Annotated in this window: 14 protein-coding genes; 3 read left to right on the forward strand and 11 right to left on the reverse strand. The window is 72.6% G+C overall.

The window, feature by feature from the left end; translation table 11 throughout:
• Positions 1 to 28: 28 nt before the first annotated feature.
• The 6 genes from ACFWBD_RS11120 to ACFWBD_RS11145 form a co-directional block, all read right to left on the reverse strand.
• Positions 29 to 2269, reverse strand: a complete 2241-nt coding sequence (locus ACFWBD_RS11120) for a glycoside hydrolase N-terminal domain-containing protein (protein WP_385665728.1) — start codon at positions 2267 to 2269, stop codon at positions 29 to 31.
• Positions 2266 to 4245: a beta-galactosidase gene (locus tag ACFWBD_RS11125; protein ID WP_385665730.1), complete on the reverse strand. Its 1980-nt coding sequence runs from the start codon at positions 4243 to 4245 to the stop codon at positions 2266 to 2268. The genes ACFWBD_RS11120 and ACFWBD_RS11125 overlap by 4 nt, the downstream gene beginning before the upstream one ends.
• On the reverse strand, positions 4245 to 6428 hold the full coding sequence (locus ACFWBD_RS11130; protein WP_385665731.1) for a 1,4-beta-glucanase: 2184 nt from the start codon (positions 6426 to 6428) through the stop codon (positions 4245 to 4247). The genes ACFWBD_RS11125 and ACFWBD_RS11130 overlap by 1 nt, the downstream gene beginning before the upstream one ends.
• Positions 6429 to 6627: 199 nt before the next feature.
• Positions 6628 to 7563 carry a carbohydrate ABC transporter permease gene (locus tag ACFWBD_RS11135; protein ID WP_385665732.1) on the reverse strand — a complete coding sequence of 312 codons (936 nt, stop codon included), beginning with the start codon at positions 7561 to 7563 and terminating at the stop codon, positions 6628 to 6630.
• Positions 7560 to 8594: an ABC transporter permease gene (locus ACFWBD_RS11140; protein ID WP_385665734.1), complete on the reverse strand. Its 1035-nt coding sequence runs from the start codon at positions 8592 to 8594 to the stop codon at positions 7560 to 7562. Before ACFWBD_RS11140 ends, ACFWBD_RS11135 begins: the two co-directional genes overlap by 4 nt.
• Positions 8595 to 8619: 25 nt before the next feature.
• On the reverse strand, positions 8620 to 10323 hold the full coding sequence (locus ACFWBD_RS11145) for an extracellular solute-binding protein (RefSeq protein ID WP_385665736.1): 1704 nt from the start codon (positions 10321 to 10323) through the stop codon (positions 8620 to 8622).
• 326 nt (positions 10324 to 10649) lie between these two features.
• Between ACFWBD_RS11145 and ACFWBD_RS11150 the strand changes: the two genes are divergently transcribed.
• Positions 10650 to 13547, forward strand: coding sequence for a glycoside hydrolase family 3 C-terminal domain-containing protein (locus ACFWBD_RS11150; protein ID WP_385665738.1), 2898 nt, complete (start codon positions 10650 to 10652; stop codon positions 13545 to 13547).
• Positions 13548 to 13657: 110 nt separating this feature from the next.
• On the opposite strand, the gene ACFWBD_RS11155 is transcribed toward ACFWBD_RS11150, so the two are convergent.
• The 3 genes from ACFWBD_RS11155 to gabT form a co-directional block, all read right to left on the reverse strand.
• Complete coding sequence (locus ACFWBD_RS11155; RefSeq protein WP_385665739.1) at positions 13658 to 15103, reverse strand: aldehyde dehydrogenase family protein; 1446 nt, start codon at positions 15101 to 15103, stop codon at positions 13658 to 13660.
• Positions 15104 to 15142: 39 nt separating this feature from the next.
• On the reverse strand, positions 15143 to 15895 hold the full coding sequence (locus tag ACFWBD_RS11160; RefSeq protein ID WP_385665741.1) for a phosphatase PAP2 family protein: 753 nt from the start codon (positions 15893 to 15895) through the stop codon (positions 15143 to 15145).
• A 484-nt stretch (positions 15896 to 16379) separates the two neighbouring features.
• Positions 16380 to 17714, reverse strand: coding sequence for a 4-aminobutyrate--2-oxoglutarate transaminase (gene gabT, locus ACFWBD_RS11165; protein ID WP_385665742.1), 1335 nt, complete (start codon positions 17712 to 17714; stop codon positions 16380 to 16382).
• A 237-nt stretch (positions 17715 to 17951) separates the two neighbouring features.
• On the opposite strand from gabT, the gene ACFWBD_RS11170 reads away from it, so the two are divergent.
• Both ACFWBD_RS11170 and ACFWBD_RS11175 read left to right on the forward strand, forming a co-directional pair.
• Positions 17952 to 20333, forward strand: a complete 2382-nt coding sequence (locus tag ACFWBD_RS11170) for an ATP/GTP-binding protein (protein WP_385665743.1) — start codon at positions 17952 to 17954, stop codon at positions 20331 to 20333.
• 122 nt (positions 20334 to 20455) lie between these two features.
• Entirely contained in the window at positions 20456 to 22084 is a 1629-nt protein-coding gene (locus ACFWBD_RS11175; RefSeq protein WP_385665744.1) for a PucR family transcriptional regulator, read from the forward strand.
• A 271-nt stretch (positions 22085 to 22355) separates the two neighbouring features.
• On the opposite strand, the gene ACFWBD_RS11180 is transcribed toward ACFWBD_RS11175, so the two are convergent.
• The gene (locus ACFWBD_RS11180) at positions 22356 to 22808 is read right to left on the reverse strand and encodes a hypothetical protein (protein WP_385665746.1); all 453 of its coding nucleotides are present in this window, start codon (positions 22806 to 22808) and stop codon (positions 22356 to 22358) included.
• 124 nt (positions 22809 to 22932) lie between these two features.
• Complete coding sequence (locus ACFWBD_RS11185; protein WP_385665748.1) at positions 22933 to 24351, reverse strand: NAD(P)/FAD-dependent oxidoreductase; 1419 nt, start codon at positions 24349 to 24351, stop codon at positions 22933 to 22935.
• Positions 24352 to 24356: the final 5 nt, after the last annotated feature.

The raw sequence follows: 24356 nt of genomic DNA on the forward strand, positions 1-24356 counted from the left end.
CTTCCATGGGTGGGGGGAGCCGGTGGGGCTACCACGTCCCCAGGGTGAGGACGTGGTCTTCTCCGGCGACGAGGGCGAGCGGCTCGACGTCGCCGGAGGAAGTCCGGACTTCGATGCGGTGACCGCGCCCCGGCCGCAGGACGGCCCGGGTGCCGTCGGGTCCCCAGGAGAGGTCGAGTTCGGCGCCGAACCGGGTTCGCACGCCCCGCAGTTCGCCCGACGGGAGCGCCGGGGGAAGCGCGGGCAGCAGGACCAGCCGGTCGGGGGTCGACTGGACGAGCGCCTCGATCAGCACGGCGGGGAGGGCGTGCGCGGCGTCGGCGTTGTAGACGTCGCGGCGGGGGTAGTGGGCGCTCATCAGGGAGTCGTGGAAGAAGTCGCCGTCCAGGACCTCGCCGAGGGCGTGGGCGACCCGCCGGCCGTCCCGGAGCCGGGCGGCGATCAGCGCGTGGTGGAGGTGGCCGTGCGCGGAGTCGTTCTCGGCGCCGCGCAGTTCGAGGGCGCGACGGGCGGCGGCGGCCGTACCCGGGGTGTCGTAGGGGTTGATCTCGTCGAGGGGCCAGACGCCGTAGAGGTGGCTCAGGTGGCGGTGGTCGTAGGTGTCGCCGAGGCCGGGGCGGGCCCACTCGGCCAGGGCGCCGTCGGAGTTGATCCGGTGCGGCGGGAGGCGGTCGGCGAGGGCACGCCAGCGCTCGGCGTCGGCGGTGTCCGGGTGGAGGTCGGCGGCCGTCAGCAGCGCGTGCCGGGCCGCCGAGAGGTCCATGGCCGCGTTCACCGCGCCCCAGCTGCCGCCCGTGGGCCGGTTCTCCGGCGAGTAGGAGGGGACGACGACGAGCGGCCCCTCGGGGTCGTCGGGGTCGGTACGGGTGAGGAAGTCCTCGTAGAACAGGGCGACTTCGGCGAGGGCGGCGACGGTGCGCGGATCGCGTCCGCCGCGGGTCTCGTCGTGGTCGACGAGGGGTTTGAGCAGCCAGTCGGCGCCGGCGGTCCACAGGTGGAGCGGGTACTCGCGGCTGAAGTGGTACGTCAGCCCGGACTCGCCGTCGGTGTGGGCGGGCGCGACCGCGCCGCGGGCGCCGAAGAGCGCGCGGGCGTTCTCCCGCCAGTCGTCGAACTGCCGGTGGATCAGGGAGGCGAGTGCGTCGCTGACCTCGGGGAGGGCGGCGGCCGCGGCGGAGGCCGTCTGGAGGTTGACGTTGGCGTCGTTGGTGAACCCCCCGGCCCAGGCGGTGTCCCAGTCGCCGGTCCACAGGCCGGGCAGGCGGGGCGGGTTGAGGCCCGAGGAGGAGAGGAGGTGGTAGCGCCCGGCCGCGAAGAGGCGCTCGAGCAGCGCGGTGCTGCGGGGGCGTTCCAGCAGCTCGGAGCCGGGGAGTCCGCGCTCGCCCGGCTCGGCGTGCAGGTCGAGGGTGACGCGCTCGTAGGCGGTGCGGTGGAGGGGGAGGTGGCGGTCGAGCAGGTCGTCGTAGAGCTGCGGCAGCTCGCCCAGGGCGCGCTGTTCCATGGTGACGTCCAGTTCGCCGGTGTGCCGGCGGACGCGGGTGAGCAGCAGCACGGACTCCGCTCCGGTGACCCGTACGCCGGGGTGGGTGAGCCGGGTGCGGCCGCCGGTGACGACGACGAGGGTCACGCCCGTGTAGGCGCGGTCGCTGTCGGGGTAGCGGGCGCGCAGGGTGAGCAGGGCGCCGCCCGGGGTGAGGACGGACCCCTGGCCGACGGCGAGGCCGGCGGGCGCGCCCGGCAGCCGGTGGTCCAGGGAGATGTCCAGGTCGAGGCCGGTGACCTGCTGGACGATCACGTCGTCGGCGCGGGAGACGAAGACCCGGCTGGTGCCTCCCGCGCAGGTCGCGGTGGCCTCGCCGGTGGTGAAGTCGACGGCCCGCAGGCGGTAGCGGCGCGGCTCGTCCGAGGGCGCCCTGAGCCGGATCTGGAAGGCCGGGTGGAAGGGCTGGACCCATTGCAGCGGCCGGTGGTCGGTGAAGCTCTCGGCGGCCTCCCACTCCCCGGCCAGCAACTTGTCCTGGAGGGCCGGGAGTTCGGCGGCGAGCTCCGGCGGGCGGGCGCGTTCGGCGCCGTTGGGGCGGACCAGGGTGTGGTGGGTGACGATGACCCGGTCGTCGTACGGATCGCCGAACGTGAGGGTGCCGTGCCGGCCGTTGCCGCCGAGGAAGGCGTCCTCCCAGCGGGCGGCGGGCCGGTACTCGTGGGTTCCGTGCACGGGGCGGTCGGTGCTCGGCAGGGCGGGGTACGCCCGGGACGGGGAGTCGGTCATGAGCGCAACACCACCACGCCGTAGCGGCCCAGCGTGATCTCGCCCGTGAAGTGTGTCCCGGTCAGCAGGTCGTGGTGGGTGCCCGGGAGCTCGAAGGTCACCGGCTCGCGGCCGTGGTGCAGCAGGAACAGCAGCTCACCCCGGCGTACCGCCTCGACTTCCGGCGGGAGGCCTTCGAGGACGGGCCGGGCGCCCGCGTCGGCGGCGACACGGGCGAGCAGCGCGCGGAGGGCCTCGGGCTCGGGGAGGGTGGAGACGTACCAGGCGCGGTCGTTGCGCAGGACGGCGGGCAGTCCGTCGAGTTCGCCGCCCTTGTAGACGGCTTCCACCGCCTGCGGTGCGGCTTCCAGCTCCTCCGACCACAGGGTCCCGCGGAAGCCGTCGGTCTCGACGCGCTCCCCCTGCTCCAGCGGCCACCACTCGTGCAGGGTGCGGATGCCGAACAGCTCGCGCAGGCGGGCGTCCATTCCGCCGGGACGGACCCGGTCGTCCTCGTCGGCCACGCCGGTCAGGAAGCCGGCCACGAGGGTGCCGCCGCCGCTGACGTAGGCGAGCAGGTTGTCGATCGCCGTGTCCGCCATCGCGTACAGCTGGGGGACGACGACCAGCCGGTAGCCGGTGAGGTCGTGCCCGGGGTGGGCGAAGTCGGTGGTGAGCCGGCTCTCCCACAGGGCGCGGTGCCAGGCGTGCAGGACGGCCGGGTGGTCGACGTGGGTGGAGGGGCGGCCGTCCTGGGCGCCGGCCCACCAGGCGTGCCAGTCGTGCAGGATGGCGACGTCCGCCTTGACGTGACTGCCCGTCACCTCGGGACCGATCCGGGCGAGTTCGGCGCCCAGCCGCTTGACCTCCTGGAAGGTGCGGCCCCGCTCCCCCGCGTGGCTGACCATCCCGGAGTGGAACTTCTCGGCGCCCTGCCGGGACTGGCGCCACTGGAAGTAGCAGACGGCGTCCGCGCCGCGGGCCACGGCCTGGAGGGACCAGAGCCGGTTGAGGCCGCGCGGTTTGGGGTGGTTCACCCCGCGCCAGTTGACCGGTCCCGCCGCCTGTTCCATCAGCATCCAGGGGCCGCGCGCCTGGGAGCGGGTCAGGTCCTGCACCAGTGCCCCGTGCTGGGCGCCGAGCGGGTCGCGCGGATCGGGGTAGAGGTCGACGGAGACGACGTCCTCCTCCTCGGCCCAGCGCCAGGCGTCCTGGCCGAAGAACAGCGGCATGAAGTTGGTGGTGACCGGGATGTGCGGGGTGTGCCGGGTGACGATGTCCCGCTCGGCGAGGTAGCACTCCAGGAGCATGTCGGAGGTGAAGCGCCGGAAGTCCAGCACCTGACCGGGGTTCTTCAGGTAGTGGGTGCGGCGGGCGGGCAGGACGCTGTCCCAACTGTCGTAGCCCTGGCTCCAGAAGTCGGTGCCCCAGGCGGTGTTGAGGGCGTCCAGGGTGCCGTACTTCCCGCGCAGCCAGCGGCGGAAGGCGGCGGCCGCCTCGTCGCCGTGATCGGCCGTGCAGTACTCGTTGTTGATGTGCCACATCGTGAGGGCGGGGTGCCCTCCGTAGCGGGCGGCCAGGTCCTCGGTGATGGCGGCGGCGTGCCGGCGGTAGGCGGCGCTGGAGTGCGAGAAGTGCTGACGTCCGCCCCACCACTCGATGTCGCCGTTCTCGTCGCGGGGCAGGGTGTCCGGGTGCAGCCGGCCGAGCCACGGAGGCGGGGCGGAGGTGGGGGTGGCGAGGACGACGCCGATGCCGTTCGCGTGCATCAGGTCCATCAGCGTGTCGAGCCAGCCGAACTCGCGTGCGCCCGGCTCGGGTTCGAGCCTGGACCAGGAGAAGACACCGAGGGTGACCGAGTTGACGCCGGCGTCCCGCATGAGCCGGACATCCTCGTGCCAGGTCTCCTCGGGCCACTGCTCGGGGTTGTGGTCGCCGCCGAAGAGGATGCGGCCGCGGGTGGCGTCGGCGAGGCCCGGCCGGTCGACGGCGGGCATCAGACGGGCTCCCCGTACTGGATGCCCCGGCCGTTGGTGGCGATGTACACCCGGCCGTGGATGCGCGGGTCGGCGGCGATGGCCGCGCCGGTCCAGCCCCACTGGTGCCGGTCGTCGTTGATCCGCACCCAGGTCTGCGCACCGTCGTCGGAGCGGTACACGGCGGTGATCGCCTCCGTGGAGCCGACCTGGTAGACCGCCGGGTAGGCGGCGCCGTCGGCGGCCCTGCCGAAGGCGAGGGTGTACGAGGCCCAGCAGCTGGTCAGCTTGGTGAAGCCCGCGCCGCCGTCGGTGGACCGGTACAGGCCGTTCCACTTGGTGCTCAGCCACAGGTCGCCGGAGCGCCCCGGGGCCGCGGCCAGCTGGAACTGGCTGTCGCCGGAGGGCAGTCCGCTCGCGCGGGCGGTGAAGGTGAGGCCGGCGTCGGTGCTGGCGAACAGGGTTCCCGTGTCGGTGTCGTACGCGTAGAAGCGTGCCGGGTCGGCCGGGTCGGCGAGCGGGGTGGCGCCCTTGGGGAAGGAGGAGACCTCGGACCAGGTCGCTCCGTTGTCCGTGGAGCGCTGGGCGGGGTACCTGGTGCCGTCCCAGTGCACGAAGGTCCACAGCAGGACGCTGCCGTCGGTGTTGGTGGCGATGGGCCCCGGCGCGTCCTCGGCGAGGGCGGGCTGGGCCACGAAGGGCGCCCAGGATCTGCCGCCGTCGGCCGACCAGGCGCCGTTGCCGTGGTCGCCCCAGCCGGTGCGGACGACGTACGACGGTCTGTCCGCGGCCTGCGCGAGCCCCGTCACCGTCCCGAACACGGGGTTCGTCGCCATGCCCCGGGACGGCGAGGCCGTGAGTCGCTCGTGGTACATCACCCCGACGTCCCCGAGACCGCTGATCAGGTGCGCCTGTCCGGTCGGGGGCGAGATCAGCTGCCGCACGGAGGTCTCCTCCAGGCCCCGGATCTGCGGGGCCCAGTGCTTCAGGTCCCGGGTGCCGTAGAGCGTGGCGCCGGTGCCGAAGACGACGTGCTTCGAGTCGTACGGGTCGACGGCGACGGCCTGGATCCACCAGCCGAACTTGGGGGCGTCGGTGCCGAAGGTGAGGAACGGGGTCTCGGACACGTCGAGGACCGCCGCGTCCTTGAGCGACGTCCAGGTGCGGCCGCCGTCCGTGGTGCGGTACAGGGTGTCGACCGCCGCCCAGCGGTTGTTGGTGGAGACGACGACGGTGCCGGGGCGCCGGGCGTCCACGGCGACGCCGCCGTAGCCGAAGGTGTCACCGGCCGCGGGCCGGGCCGGGGTGACGTCGGTCCACTTGCCGCTCGCCGTCGCCAGTTTGTGCACGCTGCCGTCCGCCTGGCCGTTGGGGCCGGGCGCGTCGGCGTACGTCACGTACAGCTCACGGGTGTGGCGGTCGTGGGCGGCGCGGACGGGCACCTTGGCGGCGGTTCCGGTGGGCCTGCCGGGGACGGCCTCCCAGCTGGCGCCGTCGGCGGTCCGGTACAGGTTGGCGGTCGTCCCGTCGGAGTCGCCCCAGCCGGCGTAGAGGGTGCGGCCCGCGGCGACGAGGAGGGTGACGCCCTGGCCGCTCGCGCTCGGGGTGGGCGGGAAGCCGGTGACCGCCGCCCAGGTGGCGCCCCGGTCGGTGGACCTGAGGAGCCCGTCGTGCCGGGTCCCCAGCCACAGGGTGTCGCTGTCCCGCGGATCGACCAGCAGCCGCTCCCCCGCGCCCCGGCCGTCCTCGTTGCCGCCGAGCTTGACGGCGAGGTCGCTGCGGGTCCAGGTCGCGCCGCGGTCCTCGGAGCGCAGCACGGCTCCGTTGCCGGCCCAGGACTGGGCGTAGGTGCCGAGGGCGAGGTAGAGGCGGTCCGGGTGCGCGGGGTCGACGGCGAGGGCCTCCACGCCGAGGAGGTTCCAGTCGTCCCAGCCGAGGTGGTCGGTGAGCGGGGTCCAGCGGGCCGCGCGGTCGTCCCAGCGGTAGGCGCCGCCGATGTCGGTACGGGCGTAGGCGAGACCGCGGACGGCCGGGTGGAACAGCACACCGGTGACGAATCCGGTCCCGCCGATCACGGCGTTACGCCAACGGTAGGCCGGGGCGTGGGGTTCGGCGGCCCCGGCGACGCCTTGCCCGGCGGGCAGCGCGGCCACACCTACGGCGGCTGCCGTTCCGGCGAGAACGGTACGACGGGTGACGTGCACGGGTTTCCTCGCAGGGGGTCGTGGACGAAAGGTGGACGCGGTGGGCCGGGGGTGCGTTTCGCTCACCGGCGGAGGCGCGATTGCCCGCAGCCGGGGAGGGGACGAGGGGGCCCCAGGGGCGCGGGGACCTGCGCGACCGGCCCCGCAAGCCCGCGGCCGAAGTACGACAGTCCGCCGCCCCTCGCCCCGAAGGGGGACGTCAGCCCTTGACCGCCCCCGTCAGCATCCCCTTCTTGAAGTGCTTCTGGACGAACGGCGACAACACCGCCACCGGCAGCAGAGCCAGCACCATGACCGCCATCTGCACGGCCAGCCCCGACAACTGCCCCGTCTTGATCGCCTGCCCCAGCCCGACCGGTGCCTCCTGCTTCTGCACCAGCTGGATCATGACGTTCTGCAACGGCATCATGTCCTGGTCGTTGAGGTACAGCGACGCGTTGAACCAGGCGCTCCAGTACCCGACGGCGTAGAACAGCGTGATGACGGCCAGCACCGCCCTCGACAGCGGCATGACGATCTGCCAGAGGATCCGGAAGTCCCCCGCCCCGTCGATCCGCGCGCTGTCGACGAGCTCCTGCGAGATCCCCATGAAGAAGCCGCGCAGGACCAGGATGTTGAACACGCTGATCGCGCTCGGCAGGATCAGCGCGAGGTAGGTGTCCATCAGGCCCAGGGACTGCACCAGCAGGTAGGTCGGGATCAGGCCGGCGCTGAAGAACATGGTCGCCAGCAGGACCATCAGGATCCACCGGTGCCCCAGCGAGCCCGAGCGGGAGAGACCGTAGGCGCACAGTACGGAGACGCCCATCGAGAAGAGCGTGCCGACGAGGGTGATCAGGACGCTGATGACCGCCGCGCGGGTGACCTGTCCGCCGCTGAGCAGTTCCCGGTAGGCGATGAAGGTGATCCCCTTGGGCACCATCACCAGCCCGCCGGCCTCGTCGATGGTCTTCCGCGAGGAGAGGCTGGTGACGAGGACGATCCACAGCGGGAAGAGGATCGCCAGGCAGGCGAAGGACAGGGCGATGCCCTTGCCCGCGAGGCCGGCCCTGCCGGGCTCCTCCTCCCACACGGGCCGCGGCGGCGCGGCCCAGCGGCCGGGCGGGCGCACGGGTTTGTCGATCACGGCGGTCACTTCTGGTACACCCCCTGCTCGCCCATGAGATGGGCCACCTTGTTCGCGACGAGCACCAGACCGAGGCTGATGACGCCCTTGATCAGACCGGCGGCGGCCGCGTAGCCGAAGTCCTGGTTGCGGACGCCGTTCCACCACACGAAGGTGTCGAGGACCTCCGACGCCCCTGGCCCGACCGCGGTGCGCTGCAGCAGGATCTGTTCGAAGCCCACCGTCAGCGCGTCGCCCACCCGCAGCACCAGCAGCAGCGCGATCACCGGGCGCAGGGCCGGCAGCGTCACGTGCCACATCCGGCGCCAGCGGTTCGCGCCGTCCATCGCGGCGGCCTCGTACAGGTCGGGGTTGACCGAGGCCAGCGCGGCGAGGAAGACGATGATGCCCCAGCCGGCGTCCTTCCAGACGCTCTGCGCGGTGATCAGGAACTTGAAGGTCTCCGGGTCGGTCATGATGTCGATGCCGTCGTACCCGTGCTGCCGCAGCAGCTGCGAGAGGATCCCCGCGCCGCCGAACAGCTGCTGGAACACGGCGATGACCAGCACCCAGGAGAAGAAGTGCGGCAGGTAGAGGATCGCCTGCGACACCGCCCGGATCCGGGGCCTGACCACGCTGTTGATGAGCAGCGCGAGCGTGATCGGGATCGGGAAGTAGAGCACCAGCTGGAGGAAGAACAGCACCAGGGTGTTTTGGACGGCCTCCCAGAAGGCCGAGTCCTCGAAGAGCCGCTGGAAGTTCTCCACCCCCACCCAGGGGCTGTGGAAGATGGCGACGATCCCGTTGTCGCTGACGTAGGGGTCGTAGTCCTGGAAGGCGACCACGTTGCCGAGGATCGGCACGTAGTTGAAGAGCAGGATGAGGACGATGGCCGGAAGCGTCATCAGCAGCAGGACGCGGTCCCGTCTGAGCCTGACCCGCAGGCCCAGCTTCCCGGAGGACCGTTTCCGGCGGGGGCCGGTGGCGCCGCCGGGCGCCACCGGGGTCTTTCCCGGCTCGTCGGCCTCGGCCCTGCTCCGAGGCACCGTGCTGTGCGACACGGCCGTTCTCCTTGCCTCGCTGCCGTCAGCTCGTCGCCGTGCCGTTGTCGTCGAGCAGCTTCTGGTACCAGGCGCGCAGCTCGTCGCCGCCCTTCTTCTTCCAGTCGGAGACGGCCGCCTGCATGTCGCCGACCTTCTTGCGGCCGCGGACGATGTCGTCCTCCAGCTGCTCGAAGTTGTTGGAGAGGTTGGTCCAGCGGCTGGGCTCGGTGATCTGCATGCCGTAGAAGGCCGACTTCCTGGTGAAGGCGCCCATCCGCTGCTGCCACTCGACCTGGCCCTTGGCGATGTCCGGGAAGTCGGGGTGGGCGATGGTCGACGCCGGGCTCGCGACCATCACGAAGGCGTTGAGGACCTCCTGGTTGCCCTTGTCGTTCTTGACGGGCACCCCGTCCTTGACGCTGTAGTGCGTGCCCTCCACCCCGTAGTTGGTGAGCATGTACTCCTTGGTGCCGTACGGGGCGGCGGTGACGTTGGCGACGGCCAGCACATCGCGGATGACGGCCTCGGAGGCCTTCTTGTTGACGAAGGCGAAGATGTTGGCCGGCTGGGTGGCGTAGATGACCGGGTCGGCGCCGCCGTGGCCGAAGATGTCCATGCCCCAGATCCGGAAGTCCGGGTTCTGGGCGGCCTGCGAGGCCTGCTGCCCGTACCAGCTGGAGATGTCGTTGTTGTAGATGAGGAACTCGCCGGCGGCGAACTTGGTGCTCGGGTCGACGGCCTGGCTCTTGCCCAGCTTGAAGTCCGGGTGCACGTAACCGGCGGCGAACAGCTTGCGGGTCCACTCCAGCGCTTCGAGGTAGGAGTCCAGCTCGATGCGGTTGATCAGTTTGCCGCCCTCGAGGATCCAGCCGAGCGGCTTCTCCCCGCCGGACGGCACTCCGAAGCTGTTGAACGCGGTCCACTTCATGTCGCCGCAGGCCCACACCTTGGCCTTGGCGTTGGTGATCTCCTTGGCCAGGGCCGTGAACTCGTCCGTCGTCGTCGGGACCTCGTAGCCGTTCTTGTCGAAGAGGTCCTTGCGGTAGAAGGGCACGATGTTGGTGACGTAGGACGACGGCATCGGCAGACCGCGCAGCTTGCCGCCGAAGAGGGAGCGCTGCCAGGCGTCGGTCGGAATCGCCGCGAGGTTCGGGTACTCCTTGACCTTGTCACCGGACAGGTACGGGCCCAGGTCGGCGAACTTGCTGAGGATGGCGCTGGGTATCTTGCCGCCCATGTTCCAGCCGGGGACGACCACCACGTCCGGCACGTCGCTGGAGGCGAGCACGGCGCCGAGCTTCTGGTCGTAGGTGTTGCCGTCCTGGTTCTGCCAGACGACGTCGACGCCGATGAGGGCGTTCATCGCCGTGTAGTAGGCGTTGTCGCTCTTCGGCGGTGAGCCCCAGAACGGCGACATGACGGTGACCTTGCCGCCCTTGCCGAGCGTCTTCGGCACCGAGGACTTCAGCGTGGCGAGGTCGAGCTTGCTGCTGAAGCCGACCGAGGAGCCGTTCTTCGACGGGATGTCGGGCGTCACCACGTGGGAGGCGACGTACGCCGGGAGGATCTTCTTGGCGTCCTTGCCCGAGGTGGTGCCGTCGCGCGAGCCGCTGTCCGTACCGCCGCAGGCGGCAAGCAACGGCATCCCTCCCGCCACCGCGGCGGTGGCGACCGCCGTGGAGGCGAGGAAGCTTCTCCGGCTGGGTCCGGAAGGACCAGCGGAGAGGGAGGCGGCGTTCGGCGTCATTGCGTCAACCCTTCATGGCGCACCAGGACACCCGGCGGTGGCCGTCGGCTGCGGTGTCTCGAGTGGAACTGGCTGAGCTGAAGCGGTCCTCCGACGAATGTCTCGACGTTTTCCAGTCGAAGCGCTTCGATGTTGCTGCGAGGTTAAGTGAACACCCTGGGGTGCACAAGGGTCGCTCCCAACATTCCTCCGAGGTATCAGGGGCGACCTCTCCGTATGTGCTGCTTGAAATTGCGGTGAAGTCCCCTTGACACCCGCCCCACCGTCGAATGAGCATCGAAGCGCTTCGAAAGAGCCTCCCCGCTCCACCGCAAAGGGATCCCCACGTGACCGCACACACGCCGCCCACGCCGCCTTTCCGCGATCCGCAGCTGCCGTTCGCGAAGCGCATCGACGATCTGCTGTCCCGGCTGACCCCCGAGGAGAAGGTCTCCTTCCTGCACCAGTTCGCGCCCGCCGTCGAGCGTCTCGGCATCGCCGCGTTCCGCACCGGCCAGGAGGCCCTGCACGGTGTCGCCTGGATGGGCCCCGCGACGGTGTTCCCGCAGGCGGTGGGGCTGGGCGCGACCTGGAACACCGACCTCGTACGCCGGATCGGCGAGGCGGTGTCCAAGGAGGTCCGGGCGATGCGCGCCCGGGACGAGCGGGTAGGCCTGAACGTCTGGTCCCCCACCGTCAACCTGCTGCGCCACCCCCTGTGGGGCCGCAACGAGGAGGGCTACTCCGAGGACCCCCGGCTGACCTCCGCCATCGCCACCGCCTACACGCACGGACTGCGCGGTGATCATCCGACGTACTGGCGCACGGCCCCGGTCCTCAAGCACTGGCTGGCCCACAACAACGAGACCGGCCGGGACGTCACCTCGTCCTCGGTCCGCCCGCGGGTGCTCCACGAGTACGACCTGCGCGCCTTCCGCGGATGCGTCGAGGCGGGCGCGGTGGCCGGGGTGATGCCGGCGTACAACCTGGTCAACGGCCGCCCCAACCATGTCTCGCCGTATCTGCGCGAGCACCTGCGCGCCTGGACCGACGAGGAGCTGCTGGTCTGCTCGGACGCGGGCGCGCCCTCCAACCTGGTCGACTCCGAGCACTACTTCGACACCCACGAGGAGGCGACGGCGGCCGCGCTCGTGGCCGGAGTGGACAGCTTCACCGACCACGGCACGGACAGCTCGAAGATCGTCGCCCGGGTCGAGGGGGCCCTGGAGCAGGGCCTGCTGACCGAGGCCGACGTCGACGCGGCGGTCCGCCGTCAGCTCTCGGTCCGCTTCCGGCTGGGCGAGTTCGACCCGCACTACGATCCGCACGCCGGCACCGGCGAGTTCGACTCCCCGGCCCATCGCACGCTCGCCGGGGAGGCCGCCGAGCAGGCGATCGTCCTGCTGCGCAACGACGGTGTGCTGCCGCTGGCCGCCGACACCCGGATCGCGGTCGTCGGCCTGCTCGCCGACGAGTGCAAGCTCGACTGGTACAGCGGCACGCTGCTGCACCGCTCCACCCCTTTGGAGGGCCTGTACGAGCGGTTCGGCGCCGAGCGCGTGGAGTTCGCGGAGGGCGTGGACCGGGTCCTGCTCAAGACCTCCGCGGGGACGTTCCTGAAGGTCCCCACCGCCCCCGAGGCCACCGACGAGGTGCGCGGCGTCGAGGGCGCCCTCGACCCGGCGCTGCTCGCGGGCCGCACCGACCTCCCGCCGCTGACCACGGACTCGACCGGTACGGAGCTCGCGCTCGTCGACTGGGGCGAGGGCGTGCTGACGCTGCGCGCGCCCGACGGGCGTTACCTCTCCGTCGCCGAGGACGGCTACCTGCGCGCCTCCGCCGACCAGCCCGGCGGCTGGGTCGTCCAGGAGACGTTCCGCCTGGAACCGCGGGCGGACGCCGACGGGGACACCCACGGCTACGGACACGGACACGGTCACCTCCTGCTGCATCTGGGAACGGGTCGCCCCGTCTGTGTCGCCGCCGACGGCGTCAGGGTTGCCGGGCCGGACGAGGAGAATCACGAGGTCCACACGGTCGTCGAAGTGGTCGTCGTCGAATCCGGCGAGGACGCGGTGACCCGGGTCACGGCCGCGGCCGACGTGGTCGTGGTCGTGGCCGGCAACGACCCGCACATCAACGGCCGGGAGACCGAGGACCGCACCACGCTGCGGCTGCCGGCCCACCAGGAGCGGCTGCTGGCGGCCGCCCGGGCGGCGAACGCGCGCACGGTGCTGGCCCTGGTGTCGGCGTATCCGTACGCGATCGAGCCGGGCCCGCTGTCCGCGGTGCTGTGGACGGCGCACGGCGGTCAGGCCGCGGGCACCGCTCTCGCGCGGGTCCTGGCCGGTGACGTCTCCCCGGCCGGACGCCTCCCGCAGACCTGGTACGCCGGTGACGCCGATCTGCCCGACCTCCTCGACTACGACGTGATCGGCGCCCGTCAGACGTACCTCTACTTCGAGGGCACCCCCCTGTTCCCGTTCGGGCACGGCCTGTCGTACGCGTCGTTCTCCTACGCGGACCTGGCGGTGCGCGTCGAGGACGGCACGGCCCACGTCTCCTGCACGGTCACCAACACCGGGGACCTGAGGGCCGACGAGGTCGCCCAGCTCTACACCCGCGCCGTGGACCCCTCGGTCACCCGGCCGCGCCGCGAGCTGCTCGACCACCGCCGCGTCACGCTCGCCCCGGGGGCGAGCGCGGAGCTCTCCTTCGACGTCCCGCTGTCCGCCTTCGCCTTCTGGGACGTGGCGCAGGGCCGGTGGCGTCTGGAGTCCGGCCCGTACGAGCTGCTGGTCGGCGCGTCCAGCGCGGACGTCCGGCTGCGGACGACCGTCACGCTGGAGGGCGAGCCGTCCGCCCCGCGCCCGGTCCGCCGGCGCGGTCTGGAGGCCGCCGACTTCGACGAGCAGAGCGGGGTGGAGATCGTCGACCGTACGAAGGTGTCGGGCGACGCGGTGACGCCGGTGGCGGGCGGGACGGGCGAAGTGGTCTACCGGGCCTGCGACTTCGGCATGGGCGCCGGCACGACGGGCGTGACGCTGACGGCGGCCGGCTCGGGCACGGTGGAGCTGTCGCTCGACGGCGGCCCGACCCTGGCCACGCTGACGGTCGCCGCGCCCGCTGCGGGACCGTACGACCACCGCACCGTCGACGCGGCCCTCACCGCCGGGGGCGTCCACGATCTGCGTCTCAGACTGCGCGGCCCGCTGCGGCTGGCGCATGTCGGCTTCACCGGCTGAGGGTCCGGAGGAAGCCGGCACGAAGAAGGGGTCCGGCACCGGAAGGCACCGGTGCCGGACCCCTTCGGGGAGCCTATATGAAAATGGTTCCCATTAGCTAGAGGGTGACCTCAGAGCGCGAGCCCGGTGAGGACCAGCACCCGCTCGTACGTGTAGTCCTCCATCGCGAACCGCACGCCCTCGCGCCCCACGCCGGACTGCTTGGCGCCGCCGTACGGCATCTGGTCGGCGCGGTAGGAGGGCACGTCGCCGACGATGACACCGCCGACCTCCAGCGCGCGGTGCGCCCGGAAGGCGACCTGGACGTCGTGCGTGAACACGCCCGCCTGGAGGCCGTACTTGGAGGAGTTGACGGCGGCGAAGGCCTCGGCCTCGCCGTCCACCTTCGTCACGGTGAGGACCGGTCCGAAGACCTCCTCGCAGGCGAGGGTGGTGTCCGCCGGTACGTCGGTGAGGACGGTCGGCGCGTAGGAGGCGCCGTCCCGCTTGCCGCCCGCGAGGAGGGAGGCGCCCGCCGCGACGGCCTCGTCCACCCAGGTCTCGACGCGCTTGGCCGCGTCCTCGCTGACCAGCGGGCCCACATCGGTCTTGTCGTCCGAGGGGTCGCCGGTGACCTGCGCCTCGACGGCGGCGACGATGCGCGGCAGCAGCCGGTCGTACACGGAGGCGTCCGCGATGACCCGCTGCACGGAGATGCAGGACTGGCCGCCCTGGTAGTTGGAGAAGGTCGCGATGCGGGTGGCGGCCCAGTCGAGGTCGGCGTCGCTCGCGAAGTCGCCGAGGACGACGGCCGCGCCGTTGCCGCCCAGCTCCAGGGTGCAGTGCTTGCGCGGCACCGAGTCCATGATCGCGTAACCGACCTTCTCGGAGCCGGTGAAGGAGATGACCGGCAGGCGCTCGTCCTGGACGAGGGCGGACATGCGGTCGTTGGCGACCGGCAGGATGCTCCAGGAGCCGGCCGGCAGCTCGGTCTCGGCCAGCAGGTCACCGATGACCAGGCCGGACAGCGGGGTCGCCGGAGCCGGCTTGAGGATGATCGGCACACCGGCCGCGATCGCCGGGGCGATCTTGTGGGCGCACAGGTTCAGCGGGAAGTTGAACGGCGCGATGCCGAGCACGACGCCCTTCGGGAAGCGCCGGGTGAGCGCCAGCCGACCCTGGCCGCCGGCGTCGGTGTCGAGCCGCTGGGCCTCGCCGCCGTTGAACCGCCGGGCCTCCTCGGCCGCGAACCGGAACACGGAGACGGCTCGGCCGACCTCCCCCCGCGCCCACTTGATCGGCTTGCCGTTCTCGGCGGAGATGAGCTGGGCGATCTCCTCGGTGCGCTCGACGAGCCGCTTGCTGACGTGGTCGAGGGCGGCGGCGCGCACATGGGCCGGGGTCGCGGCGAACTCGTCCCGCACGGCGTACGCGGCGGCCACGGCCTCCTCGACCTGCGCGTCCGTCGGCACGCCGACCCGGCCGACGAGCCGGCCGTCCCACGGGGAGGTGACGTCGAAGCCGTCCTCGCCGGTGACCTGGCGGCCGGCCAGCCAGAAGGCGTGGGTGGCCCCCACATTCTTTTCCTGCGGCATTGCGAGTCCCGGCCCTTCCGCTCAGGGGGTGTCCTGTGGTTTCCGTGCTCCACGGTAGGGGCGGGAGGCCGAAGGGTCGCTTGTCCGAGTCGTACGGGTGGACGGCCGGGGTGCGCCCATTTGGCACGGTCGCCCCGCTGCCGTGCGGAGCCGCTCCCGTTCCAGGAGGAGCCACAGCGCGCCGAGCAGCACCGCGCACAGACACCAGCTCGCCACGACGTCCAGCGGCCAGTGGTAGCCGCGCCGGACCAGCCCGAACGACACGGCCAGGACGAGGAGGGCACTCGTCGCGAGGGCCAGCCACCGGGCGGACGCGGCGCGCAGCCACGGCAGCAGGATCAGCGCCGCCGCACCGTAGGCGACGGCCGCCGTCGCCGTGTGCCCGGAGGGGTAGTAGCCGGTGGCCGGGGGCACGGCGGGCGTACCGGGCCGGTCGGTCCACACCTTCAGGGGGACGACGATCAGCGGCACCAGCACCATCACGGCCGACGCGGCCAGGGACGGCACCCACCACCGCGCCCCGCCCGCCGCTCTCCCCCGCCACGCGACGTACCCGGCGGCCAGCACCAGGACGGGCACCGCGATCTGCACCTCGCCCAGGTCGGCCAGCAGCTCGGAGGCCCGGTCGGGATGGACGAGGGCGCGGCTGAGGCGCTCGTCCGGGCGCAGCAGCGGGCCGTCGGCGGCGACCTGCCAGGTGATCAGCGCGAAGAGCAGGCCGGGCGGCAGAAGGCCGAGGACGGCGTGGGTGAGGCGGGTGGGGCGGGACGGCATGGGCCCCAGCTTGTCAGCAGCGGCCGGACGGCGGAGAAGGAGCCCGGACCGAAAAGGACCACGAAAAAGACCCCGGATCGAATCCGGGGTCCGCTTTCCGTGGTCTGCACCTCAGAAGGAGGTCGGCCACCCCGGAACAGGGGGGGGTGGTTCCGGGGTGGCCGTCCGGACCGGAGTGCCGGCCGCCCCGGGGGGTTTGGGGCGGGCGGCCGTCCGATCGGTGTGGAGATCCGAAGCCGGAAACTCCGGTTGTGTGCGCGAGGGCACGACCAGGTCGAAGCTGGGGAGGCCCCGGCCTGGGTCCGTCCGCAGTCCCCTGCGGACGGGGTGTATCTCTCATCTGCTGAGAACCTACGGCAGAGGCGGGCCGTACGACAGGCTGTATCCCGTCCCGCCATCCTCCTCGCACACCTTCTTCACACGCTCTGCGGCCCATGGGAATCAGCTGTGCGGTGCCCAGGCTCAGATGCGCGCCGAACCATGCTCAGATGCGCGCGAAAGCCTGCTCGATGATGTCGAGGCCCTCGCTCAGCAGGTCCTCGCCGATGACCAGCGGCGGCAGGAAGCGCAGCACGTTGCCGTACGTGCCACAGGTCAGGACCAGCAGGCCCTCCTGGTGGCAGGCCTTGGCGAGCGCGGCGGTCGCCTCGGGGTTCGGCTCCTTCGTCGTACGGTCCTTGACCAGCTCGATCGCGATCATCGCGCCACGGCCGCGGATCTCGCCGATGATCTCGAACTTCTCGGCCATGGCGGCGAGGCGGCCCTTCATGACGGCCTCGATGTGCTTCGCCCTCGCGTTGAGGTCGAGCTCCTTCATCGTCTCGATCGCGCCGAGCGCGCCCGCGCAGGCCACCGGGTTGCCGCCGTAGGTGCCGCCCAGGCCGCCCGCGTGCGCGGCGTCCATGATCTCGGCGCGGCCGGTCACGGCGGCGAGCGGCAGACCGCCCGCGATGCCCTTGGCCGTCGTGATCAGGTCCGGGACGATGCCCTCGTCCTCGCAGGCGAACCACTGACCGGTGCGGCAGAAGCCGGACTGGATCTCGTCGGCGACGAAGACGATGCCGTTGTCGGAGGCGAACTTGCTGATGGCCGGAAGGAAGCCCTTGGCCGGCTCGATGAAGCCGCCCTCGCCGAGCAGCGGCTCGATGACGATCGCGGCGACGTTGTCCGCGCCGACCTGCTTGGTGATCTCGTCGATGGCCTGCGCGGCGGCCTCGGGGCCCGCGTTCTCGGCGCCGGTGGGCCAGCGGTAGCCGTAGGCGACCGGGACGCGGTAGACCTCGGGCGCGAACGGGCCGAAGCCGTGCTTGTACGGCATGTTCTTCGCCGTCAGCGCCATGGTGAGGTTGGTGCGGCCGTGGTAGCCGTGGTCGAAGACGACGACCGCCTGCCGCTTGGTGTACGCGCGGGCGACCTTGACGGCGTTCTCGACGGCCTCGGCGCCACTGTTGAACAGCGCGGACTTCTTGGCGTGGTCACCGGGGGTGAGCTCGGCGAGGGCCTCGGCGACCGCCACATAGCCCTCGTAGGGGGTGACCATGAAACAGGTGTGGGTGAAGTCGGCGAGCTGAGCGGTGGCCCGGCGCACGACGGCCTCGGCGGAGGCGCCGACGGACGTGACGGCGATGCCGGAGCCGAAGTCGATCAGGCGGTTGCCGTCGACGTCCTCGATGATGCCGCCGCCCGCGCGCGTGGTGAAGACGGGGAGCACCGAACCCACACCGGCCGCGACCGCGGCGGTACGGCGGGCCTGGAGTTCCTGCGACTTCGGGCCGGGGATGGCGGTGACGACGCGGCGCTCCTGCGGAAGGGCGGTCATGAGGGGCTCCTGGGGTTTTGCGGACGCTTTCGTTCTTTTCTCGCAGGCTAGGACGGGGAGTGGAGGGTGGGCATGCTCCATGTGGGCGGTGTCGGCGCGGCGGCTTGTCCGTCGTGGACAGTGCCACCGGACGGTGATCGTCGCAGGCCCGGCCGCGTAAGCGGTGAACTCCCCTTGCGGGCGCGTTAGATTGACTCGCTGATGGTGGACGGAACGGCTGGTCAGGGGGCAGGGGCGATGGACAGCGACGGGACGCAGGACGCGCGGGGTACGCAGGCGAATCCTGTGCCGCGCCCGGCGGGGCCGGCGCGGCCGCCCTCGACTCCGCCGCGGCCGGACCGGGCGCCGGGCGTACCGCCTGCTCCGGGGCACTCCCCGCGGGCCGCGTCCGCCGTCGCCGACTGGCTCGACGAGACCCGCCCCACGGCCGGGACGGGGATCTGGCGCTTCGGCTACCGGCCGCCGAAGGCGGCCCGGGCCACGGAGCGGCTCGCGCCGGTCACCGTCGTCGGCATGCTGGTCCCGCTGGTGGTCGCGCTGGTCCTGTGGTCGCTGTGGCGGCGCGGCGGCCTGCCCTACCAGTTCACCCTGCTGCGGCTGTTCACCCCGGACGACTGGTGGTGGGGCGGCACGATCGCGTCCCCGAAGTCCACGCAGGGCGCCGAGGCGCGCGTGGTCTACGACGGCGTGTTCTTCGCCGTCCTCGTCTACGCCATGGGCCGGCTGGGCAGCTGGGCACACGCCGTGCGGCACTTCGTGGGCCGCCGGCCGCAGCCCGCGCGGGCTCTCGTCGCCCTGCTGGGCGCGCTCGCCACCCTCAGCTTCGTCTTCCCCGGCGCGTTCGGGGTCGGCTGGGACGCCCTGCCCGTCATCGACCCGCTGTTCTCGCTGATCGTGCTGATCTCCGGCAGCTACGAACTGTTCGCCTCCCCCCTGTTCACCAACGTGCTGTACACGGTCATCACGGTGCTCGTGGTGTGGCCGTTCGCGAAGGTCGGCGGCTGGTGGCCGTACGTGCAGGAACGACTCGCCGCCCGGCGCGCCGGGCCCGGCCAGGCCGCGCCCGCGGTCGAGCGGCCCCGCGCCCAGTGGCCCGAGCTGCGGGACGCGGGGCAGTACGAGGCGGCCGACCTGCTGACCGCCGAGGTGGCCGCCGGCCGGATGAGCGACGTGGACTGCGTGCGCGTACGGCGGGCCTGGACGGCGGGGCTCGCGGACTTCCGGGAGACCGTGCTGCGGCAGGGCGGGGCCGCCTGGACCCACCCCTCCGGCGCCCGCGACCTGCCCCGGCGCACCGCGCGCCACGATCTGCTCACCGGGCAGGTGCGCGTCGGCCGCTGGGTCGCCGCCGAGCGCACCCCGGTCAGCTACCACGACGCGGGCGCCGCGCTCGGCCCTGACGTGCTGGGCACCTCGCTGCTCGCGGTCGGACCGTCCGGGTCGGGCAAGACCCGGACCCTGGTCGAGCCGCTCACCGAGGCGCTCGCCCTCCAGGCGCTCACCGGGGCGTGCGCCGTCGTCGCGGTGTCGTCGCCCGGGGGCGGCCGGCTCGGCTCCGACTCCGCGTTCGACGTGATCGTCGGGATCGGGGACCCCTCGTCCGTGCACGACCTGGACCCGTACGCGGAGTCCGAGGACCCGGACGAGGCGGCCGAGATCCTCGCCGAGGCACTGGTCGGCGACCTCGACACGGTGAGCGGGCAGAGCGCGGCCACGGCGCTCGCCCAGGTACTCGGCCCCTACCGGAGCGCGCACGGTTGCTTCCCCACCCTGCCCGAGCTGCGCGAGCTCCTGGAGGGCGAACCGGCCGCGCTGTCCGCGCTGCGCGAGGCCGTGGCCGGTGACGAGGTGATGCGCCGTGAGCTGGAGGCGCGCGTCCGTCAGACGGGGACCCCGGGCGACGCGGGCCGGGCCCTCGCCGACCGGCTGGCGCTGCTGAACCGCCCGGTGTTCGCCGAGTTCTTCGGTGGCGGCGGCAACGCGCACCGGGCGTTCTCGCTGCGCGCCGTCGCCCACCACCCGCTGCGGGTCCGCGTCGACCTGCCCGAGCGGGGTCACGAGGAGGCCGCCCGGCTGATCACCCGGCTGGTCCTCGCCCAGTTCCACACCGTCGTGCGGGAGCGGCGCGACCACTTCGCCTGTCTGGTCCTGGACGACGCGACGGGCACGGTCACCGACGGGTCGGTGCGCCGGCTCCAGCGGCTGCGCTCGCAGAACGCCGGCGTGGTGCTCGCCCTGCGCTCGGTCGGCGACGTCCCGGAGGCGCTGCACGGGCCGTTGTACGGGGCCGTCGGCTGCCGGATGGCGTTCTCCGGCATCACCACCTGGGACGGCAGCCGGTTCGCGCAGACCTGGGGCACCGAGTGGGTGGAGACCACGGAGGTCGCCCGGCACACCGTCTTCGCCGACCAGCCGATGACCCGCGCCATCCACGCCCTGCGCAAGCTGGTGACCGGCAAGGCGGTGACCACGGACGCGGTGACCGTGCGCGAGGTCGAGCGGGAGCGGTGGTCGGCGTCCCGGCTGGCGCACGAGGTGCCGCCCGGCCACGCGGTGCTGTCCCTGGCCAACGTGCGGGGGGAGCACGCGCCACCCCTGCTGGTGGATCTGCGGGGCTGAAGGCGCGGCCGCGGTCCGTACAGTGAGGCAGAATCGGGTGAGGCCGTTCATACGCGGCGGCCAAAAGATCACACCGCCCGTCACGCCGATCACCGCCGATCGCTCCCCGACCTGAAGGCCCCATGCCTCCCACGCTCGCCTCGCTCGTCCATCACTCCGCGCTGAAACTGACCGTGCGGGCGGGCGGGGACCGGCTGGACGTGCCGGTGCGCTGGGCGCACGTCAGCGAGCTCGCGGACCCCGTGCCGTACATGGAGGGCGGGGAACTGCTCCTGATCACCGCGCTCAAGCTGGACGCGGAGGACCCGGATGCCATGCGGCGCTATGTGCGGCGGCTGGCCAAGGCCGGGGTGGTCGGGCTGGGCTTCGCCGTCGGCGTCAACTACGAGGACATCCCGAAGGCCCTCGTGGACGCGGCCGAGGAGGAGGGTCTGCCCCTGCTGGAGGTGCCGCGCCGCACGCCCTTCCTCGCCATCAGCAAGGCGGTGTCGGCGGCGATCGCGGCCGACCAGTACCGGGCGGTCACGGCCGGGTTCGCGGCTCAGCGCGAGCTGACGAAGCAGGCGCTGACGGACGGCCCCCAGGGGCTGCTCCGCGCGCTCGCCGCTCAGGTCGACGGGTGGGCGGCCCTGTACGACGCCTCGGGCGCCGTCGTGGGAGCCGCGCCGGAGTGGGCGGGCCGGCGCGCGGCGCGGCTCACGGCGGAGGTGGAACGGCTGCGGGAGCGGCCGGCCCCGGCCTCGGCGGTGGTGGGCGGCGGCGGGGGTGCGGAGCGTTCCGGACCCGACGACCGGCACGACGACCGGATCGAGCTGCACTCCCTGGGCGCCGGCCGGCGCCCGCGGGCCGCGCTCGCGGTCGGCACCGCCTCGGCTCCCGGCACCGCCGAGCGGTACGCCGTCCACTCGGCCATCGCGCTGCTCACCCTGACCACGGAACGCTCCCGCTCGCTGCACGCGGCACAGCAGCGGATCGGTGCGGCGGTGCTGTGCATGCTGCTGGCGGGCGAACCGGACCACGCGCGGGCCGTCGCCGGGGACCTGTACGGCGGTCTGCTCGACGCCCCCTTCCGGGTGATCGTCGCCGACGCGGCGACGGCTTCGGCCGCGGGCGACGCGAGCGGCGACCCCTTCGACGGTCTCACCGAGGCCGTCGAGTCGGCGGCCGCCCGGGCCGGGGAGGCCGTGCTGGTGGTGCCCGAGGGCGACCGGCTGGTGGCCCTGGTCGCGGACGGAGGCGCGGCCGGGGCGGCGTGCGCGCAGTACACGTCGGCTCTGGAGGGCACCCGGGCGGCCGGGGGCGCCGGACCCGAGTCCGGCGACGAGGGCGGACTCGTCGTGGGCCTGTCCGCGCCGGCCGGGCCGATCGCCGCGGCGGCGGCGTACAAGCAGGCCGAGCAGGCGCTGTCGGTGGCGAGGCGCCGGGGACGGGTCCTCGTGGAGCACGAGCAGCTCGCGGCGGGCTCCGTGCTGCCCCTTCTCGCGGACGACGCGGTGAGGGCGTTCGCGGACGGTCTGCTGCGCGCCCTGCACGAACACGACGCGACCGGCCGCGGCGACCTGGTGGCCTCGCTTCGGGCCTGGCTCTCCCGCCACGGCCAGTGGGACGCGGCGGCGGCCGACCTGGGCGTCCACCGGCACACCCTGCGCTACCGGATGCGGCGGGTGGAGGAGATCCTCGGACGTTCACTGGACGACCCGGACGTCCGGATGGAACTGTGGCTGGCGCTGAAGGCGACGTCGACGGAGTGACGCGACGGACGGGGCAGGCCGGCGACGACGGAGCGAGGCGCAGTCCCGGGGCAGCATGCGCGAACACAGACACCGGGCACCGGCAGACGGCAGACGGCAGACGGCAGACGGCAGACGGCAGCACCGAGTAGCCGTCCCTGTGCCGGAGGCGGAGGCGTCCGCGTCCGCCGCACGGGCGGCCGACGTGAAAGGGATCTGCCGTGCCTCCCGGTACGGGGGACGTGGGGGCGCGCCGGCCCCGGCCGGGTACTGCGGCGGAGGTGCCCGTCGGTCAGCCGCCCTCTCCGCCGGCCAGTCCCGCCGCCGCCTCGTGCATCGCCAGTTCGAGCAGCGCCGGATCGGTCAGGGTGCCGGAGCCGTCCGGCGGGACCAGCCAGCGGACCCCCCGGGTCGAACGGCCCGGATACGGCACGACGATCCAGGTGCCGTCCCCGGCCGTGCGGATACCGGTGCCGAGCCAGCGGGCGGCGGTGCCGGGCGCCACGAGGAAACCCATGCGGTTGTCTCCGAAGTCGACCAGCACGGGACCCGGTCGGTGCAGGATCCGGGTGAGCACGTCGAGGGTGGGATAGCCGAGCTCGCCCGGCAGGATGAGTACGTCCCAGGCCCTGCCCGCGGGCAGCAGCGCCACCCCCAGGGGGTTGCGTTCCCACTCCCAGCGGCATGCCTCGGGATCCGGTGCGACGGATGCCAGCCATTCGACGGCCTTCTTCGCCCCAGCCATGAGAAGACCTCCCTTTCACTCGTGGACGCGGTCGCGTCACGAGGGAGAGGGAGGTTCCCGGCGGGCATTACGCGGATCGGGGCCACCCGTTGGAGTGAACCGGGTCACAGCTCACCCGAATCGGTCAGCTGTCGAAGCCCAGCCCCAGCCGGTCCATCGTCCTCAGCCACAGGTTGCGCCGCCCGTCGTGCGCGTCGGCGCGGGCCAGCGACCACTTGGTGAGGGCGATGCCGGTCCAGGCGAAGGGCTCCGGCGGGAAGGGCAGCGGCTTCTTGCGGACCATCTCCAACGACGTCCGCTCGGTGCTCTCCCCCGACAGCAGGTCGAGCATCACCTCGGCCCCGAAGCGGGTGGCTCCGACGCCCAGGCCCGTGTACCCGGCCGCGTAGGCCACCTTCCCCTGGTGGGCCGTGCCGAAGAACGCCGAGAAGCGCGAGCACGTGTCGATCGCCCCGCCCCACGCGTGGGTGAAGCGCACGCCCTCCAGCTGCGGGAAGCAGTCGAAGAAGTGCCCGGCGAGCTTGGCGTACGTCTCCGGCCGGTCGTCGTACTCGGCGCGCACCCGGCCCCCGTAGGGGTAGACCGCGTCGTATCCGCCCCACAGGATCCGGTTGTCGGCCGACAGCCGGAAGTAGTGGAACTGGTTGGCCGAGTCCCCGAGGCCCTGCCGGTTCTTCCACCCGATCGAGTCGAGCTGCTCGGCGCTCAGCGGTTCGGTCATCAGCGCGTAGTCGTAGACGGGGACGGTGTACGCCCGCACCCGCCTGACCAGGTTGGGGAAGATGTTGGTGCCGAGCGCGACCTGCCGGGCCCGCACCTGCCCGTAGGGGGTGCCCACGGCCGTTCCGGCGCCGTAGGACGTCAGTGTCAGGGCGGGGGTGTGCTCGTAGACGCGGACGCCCAGCCGCAGGCAGGCCTGCTTCAGACCCCAGACGAGCTTGGCGGGATGGAGCATGGCCACGCCCCGGCGGTCGTACAGACCCGCCTGGAAGGTGGGCGAGGCGACCTGCTCGCGCACCGCGTCCGCGTCGAGGAACTCCATCCCGCCGGCGAGACCCTTGCCTTCGAGCTCCTCGTACCAGTCGCGCAGTTCCCGCGCCTGGTACGTCTCGGTGGCGACGTCTATCTCACCGGTGCGCTCGAAGTCGCAGTCGATGCCGTGGCGGGCGATCGCCGCCTCGATCTCGTCGAGGTTGCGCGCGCCCAGCTCCTCCAGCCGGTGGATCTCGTCCGGCCAGCGGGCGAGCCCGTTGGCCAGCCCGTGAGTGAGGGAGGCCGCGCAGAAGCCTCCGTTGCGGCCCGAGGCGGCCCAGCCCACCTCGCGGCCCTCCAGCAGCACCACGTCCCGCTGCGGCTCGCGCTCCTTGGCGACGAGCGCGGTCCACAGTCCGCTGTAGCCGCCGCCGACGACCAGCAGATCGCAGGTCTCGGGGCCGGTGAGCGCGGGTTGGGGGTGCGGCTTGCCGGGATCTTCCAGCCAGTACGGGACCGGCTGTGCGTCGGAAAGAGAAGTGATCCACCGGTTCATGGCGCTTGGGGCCATGATTT

Origin of the sequence: Streptomyces sp. NPDC060002, assembly GCF_042737245.1 — a bacterium.
Classification (GTDB): Bacteria; Actinomycetota; Actinomycetes; order Streptomycetales; family Streptomycetaceae; genus Streptomyces.

Coding starts and splice junctions, on each gene's coding strand:
- ACFWBD_RS11120 (WP_385665728.1), bottom strand. CDS start 2,269: ATGACCGACTCCCCGTCCCGGGCGTACCCCGCCCTGCCGAGCACCGAC.
- ACFWBD_RS11125 (WP_385665730.1), bottom strand. CDS start 4,245: ATGCCCGCCGTCGACCGGCCGGGCCTCGCCGACGCCACCCGCGGCCGC.
- ACFWBD_RS11145 (WP_385665736.1), bottom strand. CDS start 10,323: ATGACGCCGAACGCCGCCTCCCTCTCCGCTGGTCCTTCCGGACCCAGC.
- ACFWBD_RS11160 (WP_385665741.1), bottom strand. CDS start 15,895: ATGCCGTCCCGCCCCACCCGCCTCACCCACGCCGTCCTCGGCCTTCTG.
- gabT (WP_385665742.1), bottom strand. CDS start 17,714: ATGACCGCCCTTCCGCAGGAGCGCCGCGTCGTCACCGCCATCCCCGGC.
- ACFWBD_RS11170 (WP_385665743.1), top strand. CDS start 17,952: ATGGACAGCGACGGGACGCAGGACGCGCGGGGTACGCAGGCGAATCCT.
- ACFWBD_RS11175 (WP_385665744.1), top strand. CDS start 20,456: ATGCCTCCCACGCTCGCCTCGCTCGTCCATCACTCCGCGCTGAAACTG.
- ACFWBD_RS11180 (WP_385665746.1), bottom strand. CDS start 22,808: ATGGCTGGGGCGAAGAAGGCCGTCGAATGGCTGGCATCCGTCGCACCG.
- ACFWBD_RS11185 (WP_385665748.1), bottom strand. CDS start 24,351: ATGGCCCCAAGCGCCATGAACCGGTGGATCACTTCTCTTTCCGACGCA.